We start from the raw sequence: 6,180 nt of genomic DNA, 5'->3' as shown, positions 1-6,180 counted from the left end.
TTTAATACGAGAAAAATCCACGACATTTGTCGTGGACTTTGTCTACAGTCTGATAGCATCTAACAGAAATTGTTAGGTGCTATTTTTACAATCAAAAATAAAAAGAAGATAATTGCCCCATTCACCAAAACATGCTACACTAAAACCAAACATTTCAACCCCAAAAGCACTAAGAAAGGAGCGCCTATGCCTACTTACCAAACCTTAACCGAAGGACTATACAACACAGCCGTTGGCAAATCATTTCTCGTGAAAGGAATTGAATACATAAAAATGAACGAAGCACTTCTTATGAGAAAAGACACGGGAACGTATTACACATATGGCATTGATTTTGGAAAAATGCCGGGTTTCTAAAGAAGTTAAAAAAATCTGTTCCGGTCGTTACGTCTGGAAAGTAGCAATATGCAGGTGAGCAATAGTGTATTGAAATTGGAGGAATTTCATGGATACAAGAAAAAGTGACGCAATTTACGAAATACTATTACAAAAAGGCTTTGCCGAAAGTCTGTGCCGGGAGATTGCATACAAATATATGAATACCGATTATACAGCCACACGAATGCTCGGCTATTTGTACCGCATGACCGAGCTAAAAGAAGAACAGCTTGTCGACGAAATGATAGCAATCTTAGAAGACAGAGACCGAATCATAAAAAAACATGAGATGGAACAAGCACAGGCAGCCATCAATCGGATTTATAATGAAGGGCTGGAATAAATTAGTTTCACTGTATGCTTAGCCAGAAAACGAGAATGTTGTTTCACATTCTCATTTTTTGCTAAGCATACAGCGAAATATTAAAAGCGTTGTCATACAGGGCTTCAGGTGGATGTCAGAAAAAGTATGCCCTGCCCCCCCAAAAGGCATTACAAGAACTAGTTTATATACGGTGTTAGATATCAGTTTTTCAGGATTCCAGTAAATCATCAAGAAAACGGTTGCGATAAGTGGGTACAAACACGTGGGTATCGAGCATGTGTATTTAACATGCCGATACCCTTACGCGTTTGTTTAATGGGAGTGCCCACTTAACGTAACCGTTTTCTTGATAATTTACGAAACTTGAAAAAATGCCACCTTGCAAAACTTATACAAATCCCCTATAATATAGACATAAAATTATAAAGGAGGCCAATTATGGGTTGTGCAAAAATGAAGAAGTTACTTTGCCACGGACTGGCTGTGGCGATGGTTGTGTCATTAACGGCCACGGCATCGGACAGCAGTGCGGCAGCAAAGAAAGCAAAACCTGCAAAAAAAACAATTAAGATTGAGCAGGGAAAATCAAAAAAGATTGTGGTAAAGAATAAGAAGAAAAAAGCAAAATACAAATTTACCGCATCAAACAAAAGAATTAAAGTTTCAGCTTCCGGCAAGGTCAAAGCAGTAAAAGTCGGAACTGCCAAAGTTACGGTGAAGGAAAAGTATAAGAAAAAGACAAAGAAAATTGGAACCGTAAAGATTATTGTAACAAAGAAAAAGACAGTTAAAGTGACGAAGGTACCGGTGCAGACGAGTAAACCAACAAATCAGCCGACAAGCACACCATTGGAGAAACCACTGGTGACCAAAGTGCCGATTAAGACGCCGGAACCGGTTGCGTCGGAAGTATACAGTAACTATTTTGAAGACGGGGACCTCAAAGGATTTGCGCCGATTGGTGGCAAACTGGAAGTTTCCAATTCACAGAACTACACAGAAGGCGGTATGAACAGTCTTCTTGTGAAAGACAGAACGAGTGAAACAGATGGTGCAAAACTTCCAATTTCCGCGTATGTGATTGCCGGTGAGCATTATCAGTTCAGCGTTGTTGTAAAGCAGGATACCGGAAAAAGCCAGAAGGTTGCACTTCGTATGACTTATACGGACCAGAATGGAATGGCAAGAGACGTTACGCTGATTACAAACGCAGATGCAGGAAAAACTTGCATAAGCGGTAAATGGACCACGCTCAAAGGTGAAATTACGATTCCGAAAAATCAGGGCGATGTTGCGATGACACTCACCATGACTACCGCGACGGATTCATTCCTTGTGGATGATGTTATCATTAGCGGAAAAGCACAGAATGATGTGTATAAAGTTACAGATGCTCAGTACGAGGAGATGCTTGAAAATAGTGTGTACTCAACCGGAAATAACGCAAGAATCAAGAAAGTAATCCAAAATGCGAGAGACGGAAAAGACGTCACGCTTGCCTACATTGGCGGTTCCATTACTGAGGGCGCATTAGCAAAACCAAACAGCATGTGTTATGCGGAAGTTTCCGCAAAGACGTTTGGAGCAAAATATGGAAAGAACAATGGAGAAAATGTTCACTTTATCAATGCCGGAATGAGCGGAACGCCATCCGATATTGGTGTGGTACGTTACAATCGTGATGTGATTGATCGTTTGCCGGAGGGAAGCGACCATCCGGATGTGCTGTTCATTGAATTCGCTGTAAATGATTATGGTACGGCAACCGCAGGAAAAGGTTATGAAGGACTGATTCGCCAGGCATTGAAATCCGGCTCTGCCGTTGTGCTTGTGTTCTCAGTATTTCAGAAGGCGAGTGGCGGTGTTGTCTGTGAAAACAATTATCGTCCATTTGGTACGCATTATGATTTACCGATGATTAGTATGGGAAATGCGATTTCGTCTTATTTTAATGGAAATGACCAGAAAGCATTTTATAAATGGTACTTTGGTGATTCTCTGCATCCAAACAACACTGGTTATCAGTTGATGGCAGACTGTATTACACGCATGTTTGATAAGATGGATAAAGAAACGGCAGAAGAAGATAATATCACTGATATGGATGCGATGGCACCGGTTAAGTCATCTGCTTACCAGGGAATGAAGATGTTGGATTCTAAGACTGATGTTACAAAGGACAATGCAATTACATCATTTAGCTCCGGCGGATTTAATCAAAATGATAATGCAACGGGCTCTTTTCAGTACGAGTATAAGGGACAAAAAGGCGCGGCATGGTTCCCGGATAACTGGATGCATACGTCAACAAGCGGCACGGACGCTTTGAAATTAAAAGTAAAATGTAAAGCACTTACGTTAATTTATAAATTAAGCAATTCGAAAGAATATGGTTCGGCTGATTTGTATGTAGATGGAAAACTTCAGGCAACCCTGAGTGGTTATGATACCAGTGGATGGAATAATGGTAAAGTATATGTAGCCATCGAAGAGGATGCCGAGGCAGAGCATACAATTGAACTTCGCATGAATGATGAAAGTGAATCAAAGAAGTTCACCCTGATGGCAATCGGATATAACTAGATAGTTGAAGGGAAGAAAAACCTGTGGTACACTATGTTCAGAAATGAGACGTAAGGATATGAGATGAATGATGTACACAGGAAAACAGCTAAGGGCACTTGTGATGCCTCTTATGTTTGAACAGTTTTTAAATGTAATGGTCGGCATGGTGGATACGCTGATGGTTTCTAAGGCTGGAGAAGCAGCGGTGTCCGGCGTAGCACTTACGACCAATATTAATCTATTAATTATTCAGGTTATGGCGGCACTTGCGACAGGAGGTGCCGTCGTTTGCAGTCAGTATAACGGACGACGTGATACAAAAGATGCTACGTATGCAGCAGGACAGTTAGAGACGGTGCTTTTCGTTTTTTCAATGGCGGCAGCGTTTATTTGTGCAGTCTTTGGAAAGCAGATGTTACCGGCAATCTTTGGCAGTGTGGAAGATTCGGTTATGCACAGTGCATGGATTTATATGTTTGTAACGGCACTTTCTTATCCATTTCTTGGAATTTATAATGCGGGAGCAGCCATTTTCAGAAGTGTAGGAAACAGTAAGGTCAGTATGGGACTCAGTGTGTTAATGAATGCGATTAATATTGCGCTGAATGCGGTTTTGGTGGCACTTGGTTATGGGGTGCTCGGGGTGGCACTTGCGACACTTGTAAGTCGAGTTGTCTGTGGTGTTTGTATGACAATTTTGGTTGCCCGTCCTTATAATCCGTTGCAGTTAAAAAGATTTTCTTCTCTTATTCCTAATAAGAAAATGATTCTTCGGATTCTCCGAATTGGAATCCCAAGCGGAATTGAAAATAGTATGTTTCAGGTGGGAAAATTAATGGTGGTAAGCATGATAACAGCATTTGGAACGGCAGCGATTGCAGCCAATTCGGTCAGTTATTCAATTATTGAATTTCCGAATATTCCCGGCATGTCGATGGGACTTGCATTGATTACGGTGGTTGGAACGTGTCTTGGTGCCGGTGAAGTGGCACAGGCAAAAAAATATACGAAAAAGTTGATGTTATTTGCTTATGCAGGGGACTGGATTATGAATATTTTGCTGTTTGTTTTTGCGGTTCCTGTTGTGTCTGTATTTTCGCTTTCGCCGGAGGCGACACAAATGGCAGCAGAGGTGCTTCGCTGGTTTAGTACAATTGCTGTTTTTATCTGGCCACTCAGTTTTACCCTGCCAAATGCATTGCGGGCAGCAGGCGATGTGAAATTTACGATGCTGACAGGAATTATTTCCATGTGGCTGTTCCGCGTGCTTTGCAGTTATTTACTTGCGGTGGTATGTAACATGGGTATTTTAGGTGTGTGGTTTGGTATGTTTATTGACTGGGCGGTTCGCTCGCTGTTATTTGTTGTGAGATATTTGTCCGGGCGTTGGCAGATGAAAAAAGTGATTTAAGATATTTACTGATTTTAAGGAGAACTGGTTATGATACAAGAAATTGCACCAAAAAAGTTTGATAACGCTTATCATGCAAAAAGTCCAAAACCGGATGATTTTGTGCTTGTTTTTCGTGGACATGGGAAACCGGATGACAGGATTTTGTGCCGTATTGAAGATGGAAAAATTGTGCTTCCAACCTATAGTGAATTGGGGTGTGAAAAGCATTTATTACAATATTTATTTTCGATTGATGAAACCTGTTATTTTCTTTATATGCCGGGGGATTTATCAGCGGGTTTGTTTATATCAGACATTTTTTCTTTTTCCTATGAACCAATTCGGAGTCTTCGCAGAAATGCCCCAGTATACACCTGCTTTGCCGGGATGACAGGATATCATTTGTATGTCTGGTACCGCGACAATGTTTTTTGCGGGCGCTGTGGTACAAAAACCGTGCATGATAAAAAGGAGCGGATGAAGAGGTGCCCGCATTGTGGAAATTTGATTTTTCCAAAGATTGCCCCAGCGGTGATTATCGGGTTGATTCATGAGGATTCTATTTTGATTTCCACGTATGCAGACCGTCCCTACAAAGGGCGTGCACTGCTTGCCGGTTTCTGTGAAATTGGTGAGACACCGGAGCAGACGGTCGTGCGTGAGGTGCAGGAAGAAGTGGGACTTCGTGTGAAAAATATCCGTTATTTTGACAGCCAGCCATGGGGCTTTGACTCGAATCTTTTACTTGGCTATTACTGCGAAGTAGATGGCGGTACTTCGATTACAATTGACGAAACGGAACTTGCAACGGCGCGCTTTGTTAAGCGGGATAAAATTGAAGAAGATAAAAATCTATTAAGCCTTACGGCAACGATGATTGACCGGTTTCGTAAAGGCCTGGAATAGCTTTTTATTGCGGTATATTTTCCCGGTTTGACAAATATATTGGTACAAAGAATGTGGTGCTGGAAATGAATATTTATGTTAAAAAAACAAGAGGTTAAGTTGTATCTTGGAACCGTTGTCTTGATTGAACTTTTGGGCGCATTAGGAGCATTTGTAATTCGGGATGGCATAGCAGAATATGGTATGGGAATTCGGCCGGTTATTTCTCCGCCGGCAGTGCTGTTTCCAATTGTTTGGACGATTTTGTATGCCCTGATGGGAATCGGACTTGCCCGTATTTTTAGCAGTGAAGAAAGCATGGCAAAAACAATCGGACTCAATTTGTTTTGGGTACAATTATTCTTTAATCTTATGTGGGGCGTTTTCTTCTTTAATCTGCAGGCCTATGGATTTGCCCTTGTCTGGCTTCTCATTATGCTTTTGTTGATTTTTATGATGATACTTGTATGGCGCCTCATTGACCCGGTGGCTGCATGGCTTCAGATTCCCTATCTTTTGTGGGTGATTTTTGCAGCGGTTTTAAATGCGTCGGTGTGGTGGATGAAAAAATAGTTGTTCATAGTAAATCAAAATAAATTTTCCGCCGATATAATATCTGTACCATAAAAATATT

Annotated in this window: 6 protein-coding genes; all 6 read left to right on the top strand. The window is 41.3% G+C overall.

Features of this window, described 5'->3' with window-relative positions:
* Positions 1–186 precede the first annotated feature (186 nt).
* The 6 genes from DW005_RS13850 to DW005_RS10010 all read left to right on the top strand — a co-directional run bounded on the left by DW005_RS13850 (position 187) and on the right by DW005_RS10010 (position 6,119).
* Entirely contained in the window at positions 187–357 is a 171-nt protein-coding gene (locus DW005_RS13850) for a hypothetical protein (RefSeq protein WP_022377843.1), read from the top strand.
* A gap of 88 nt (positions 358–445) precedes the next feature.
* The gene (locus DW005_RS10030; RefSeq protein WP_022377842.1) at positions 446–721 is read left to right on the top strand and encodes a hypothetical protein; all 276 of its coding nucleotides are present in this window, start codon (positions 446–448) and stop codon (positions 719–721) included.
* Positions 722–1,141: 420 nt separating this feature from the next.
* Entirely contained in the window at positions 1,142–3,286 is a 2,145-nt protein-coding gene (locus tag DW005_RS10025) for a carbohydrate binding domain-containing protein (protein WP_117479201.1), read from the top strand.
* Between the two features lie 67 nt (positions 3,287–3,353).
* On the top strand, positions 3,354–4,679 hold the full coding sequence (locus DW005_RS10020) for an MATE family efflux transporter (protein WP_242989417.1): 1,326 nt from the start codon (positions 3,354–3,356) through the stop codon (positions 4,677–4,679).
* A 30-nt stretch (positions 4,680–4,709) separates the two neighbouring features.
* Complete coding sequence (locus tag DW005_RS10015) at positions 4,710–5,567, top strand: NUDIX domain-containing protein (protein WP_117479200.1); 858 nt, start codon at positions 4,710–4,712, stop codon at positions 5,565–5,567.
* 75 nt (positions 5,568–5,642) lie between these two features.
* Positions 5,643–6,119: a TspO/MBR family protein gene (locus tag DW005_RS10010; RefSeq protein WP_117479199.1), complete on the top strand. Its 477-nt coding sequence runs from the start codon at positions 5,643–5,645 to the stop codon at positions 6,117–6,119.
* Positions 6,120–6,180: the final 61 nt, after the last annotated feature.

Origin of the sequence: Clostridium sp. AF36-4, from assembly GCF_003435975.1 — a bacterium.
In the GTDB taxonomy this organism is placed as follows: domain Bacteria; phylum Bacillota; class Clostridia; order Lachnospirales; family Lachnospiraceae; genus Eubacterium_F.
Note: the sequence above shows the minus strand (reverse complement) of the source record. Positions and strands in the feature narration are given on the sequence as shown.

What these genes read in the sequence shown, in the direction of transcription:
- DW005_RS13850 (WP_022377843.1), top strand. Translation starts at nt 187, where the DNA reads ATGCCTACTTACCAAACCTTAACCGAAGGACTATACAACACAGCCGTT.
- DW005_RS10030 (WP_022377842.1), top strand. Translation starts at nt 446, where the DNA reads ATGGATACAAGAAAAAGTGACGCAATTTACGAAATACTATTACAAAAA.
- DW005_RS10025 (WP_117479201.1), top strand. Translation starts at nt 1,142, where the DNA reads ATGGGTTGTGCAAAAATGAAGAAGTTACTTTGCCACGGACTGGCTGTG.
- DW005_RS10020 (WP_242989417.1), top strand. Translation starts at nt 3,354, where the DNA reads ATGATGTACACAGGAAAACAGCTAAGGGCACTTGTGATGCCTCTTATG.
- DW005_RS10015 (WP_117479200.1), top strand. Translation starts at nt 4,710, where the DNA reads ATGATACAAGAAATTGCACCAAAAAAGTTTGATAACGCTTATCATGCA.
- DW005_RS10010 (WP_117479199.1), top strand. Translation starts at nt 5,643, where the DNA reads ATGTTAAAAAAACAAGAGGTTAAGTTGTATCTTGGAACCGTTGTCTTG.